At 73.3% G+C, this 2592-nt stretch carries 3 protein-coding genes; 1 reads left to right on the forward strand and 2 read right to left on the reverse strand.

The window, feature by feature from the left end; all coding sequences use genetic code 11:
• Positions 1–298 (reverse strand): hypothetical protein (locus AC1MIR_RS14885; protein ID WP_480028973.1); only part of this gene is annotated, 298 nt, incomplete at its 3' end.
• Positions 299–323: 25 nt separating this feature from the next.
• Between AC1MIR_RS14885 and AC1MIR_RS14890 the strand changes: the two genes are divergently transcribed.
• A complete protein-coding gene (locus AC1MIR_RS14890) occupies positions 324–1517 on the forward strand; it encodes a phosphoglycerate kinase (RefSeq protein ID WP_480028974.1) in 1194 nt (397 codons plus the stop codon).
• 22 nt (positions 1518–1539) lie between these two features.
• On the opposite strand, the gene AC1MIR_RS14895 is transcribed toward AC1MIR_RS14890, so the two are convergent.
• On the reverse strand, positions 1540–2592 hold a 1053-nt coding region (locus tag AC1MIR_RS14895; RefSeq protein WP_480028975.1), incomplete at its 5' end, for a hypothetical protein.

Here is a 2592-nt window from a genome sequence, read left to right on the forward strand (position 1 = left end):
CCCCGACGGCGGGGGCGCCCCCCCCCAACCCCCCGCGGCCGGCCTGCTTGGTGCGCCCTCCGGCCCCCCGCGCCAGGCGGCCGTCCCAGGGCGGGCTGCAACCGGCGGCCTCGGCGGGCGTCTGGTAGTTGCGATCCAGCACGTCGCAGCGCAGCGTCTCCTGCCGGAAGCGGCATTGCACATTCCCGGAAGGGGTCTGGAAGGACGGCGGGGGTGGTTGGAAGGCCGGCTGGGCCGATGCTACCACCGGCCCCAGCAATATGGCCGCAAGAGCCCCGATGGCCGCGGTCGCGTTCATTCCATCCCCCGTCAGGACATCAGCCATGCCGTTCCGCACCCTCGACGACCTCGACGCCTCGGGCAAGCGCGTGCTGCTGCGCGCCGACCTGAACGTGCCGGTGCGCGACGGCAGGATCGCCGACCGCACCCGGATCGAGCGCCTGGCGCCGACCATCCGGGAACTGGCCGAGAAGGGCGCGCGGGTGATCCTGTGCAGCCATTTCGACCGCCCCAAGGGCAAGCGCGTGCCCGAGATGTCGCTGCAGCCGATGGTGGAGGCGCTGTCGGCCACGCTCAACCGACCCGTGGCCTGGGCCGATGACTGTGTCGGCCCGGCGGCCGAGGCGGCGGCCGCGACGCTGCAGGATGGCGAGATCCTGCTGCTGGAGAACACCCGCTACCATGCCGGCGAGGAGAAGAACGATCCCGCCCTGGCGCAAGGCCTGGCGAAGCTTGCCGACATCTATGTGAACGACGCCTTCTCCGCCGCCCACCGCGCGCATGCCAGCACCGAAGGCGTCGCCCACCTGCTGCCCGCCTATGCGGGCCGGCTGATGGAGGCCGAGCTCAAGGCGCTGGACGCGGCGCTCGGCCGGCCATCGCGCCCGGTCGTGGCGATCGTCGGCGGCGCCAAGGTGTCCACCAAGCTCGACCTGCTCGGCAACCTCTCGGGGAAGGTCGAGGTGCTGGTCATCGGTGGCGCCATGGCCAACACCTTCCTCGCCGCGCAGGGGCACGACATGCGCAAGTCCCTGCAGGAAGCGGAGATGCACGAGACGGCGCGCCGGATCATGGCGGATGCGGCGGCGAAGGGGTGCGAGATCCTGCTGCCCCGGGACCTGGTGGTGGCGAGCGAGTTCGCGCCGAACGTCACGACCCGCACGGTCGCGGTGGACCGCGTGCCGGAGGGGATGATGGCGCTCGATGTCGGCCACGAGACGGTGGACGCGATCGAGGCGGCGCTGCGCAAGGCCTCCACCCTGGTCTGGAACGGCCCGCTCGGCGCCTTCGAGACGCCGCCCTTCGACGAGGCGACCATGGCGGTCGCGCAGAGCGTCGCCTCGCTGACCGCCTCGGCGGGGCTGAAATCCATCGCCGGGGGCGGCGACACCGTCTCCGCGCTGCGCCATGCCGGCGTGCTGGAGCGGATGACCTATGTCTCGACCGCCGGCGGTGCCTTCCTGGAATGGCTGGAAGGCAAGACGCTGCCGGGCGTGGCGGCGCTGGAGGCGGCGTAGCCGCCTCCGCCCGTGCGGCGCGTCAGTGCCGCACGAAGGACATCACGATCTCGAAGGCGATCATCACCACGATCGCCGCCTCAAGGATCTCCGCCCGCGCGCCGGCGGCATCGCCGTGAAGCGCGGTGTAGGTCTCGCGGATCGTGGCCAGCTTGCGGTTCACCGCGGCGCCGACCGCGGGCACGCGGAACAGCTCCATCGCCGCGGCGTAGACGCGGGCGAGGTGGACGTCCTCGGTCACCTGCAGCGCGTTGTCCACGCGCTCTGCCAGCTCCGTCACCTCCGCCACCAGCGAGTGCAGCTGGCGCGCCAGCCGGCCATAGCGGCGCGAGGCGAGCAGGTTGGCGCCGCGCCGCGTCGCGTCCACCGTCCGGCGCATCCGCGGCAGTTCCTCGTCCAGCATCTCGTCGTAGCTGCGCATCTCGAGGAGCTGGGCATTCGCCATCTCCAGCACCTCCGCGACGTCGGTGTCGCCCCGCGGCTCCAGGATGAAGGCGCGGTCCCAGGTCAGCGCGGCGAGGTCGTCCGGGTAATAGGAGAAGACGTGGCGCAGCAGCTCCCGCCGCGCGCCGTCGGAGAGCGGGCGTTCCTCGCCCGACAGCAGCGGCACCAGGTCCACGGTTCGCTGCAACGCCTCGGCGTCGAGCGGCGGATCGAGCGCCTCGACGCTGGCGATCAGGTAGTCCTCCTCGGCGACGGCGCCCGCGCGCGGGCGGTCGAGGGCCTCCGCGATCGGGCCGCGCAGGCGCGCGAGCAGCCCGGTCCAGATCCCGGCCGGGGCGGCGGGGCCGATCGCATGGTCCGTGCCGTTCACCAGCCGCACGAAGGCGTCCCAGTCCAGGTCGCGCACCGGCAGGCGCAGCGCCAGCGCGGCGATGCCGAAATCATAGAGCCGCACCGACGCCGCGGCGGAGAGCGGCTGCCCGCCGACCTCCAGTTCCACCGCGCCCAGGTCCAGCGCCAGCGGCGGCACGCCGAAGGACATCGCCTTGGGCGGCGTCCCGGAAAGCCGGCTGCGGGCCGCGGGGGGGGGGGGGGGACGGGGGGGCGGGGGGGGGGGCCGCGAGGCCCGCGC

It is taken from the genome of Falsiroseomonas sp. RANM36 (assembly GCF_056682175.1).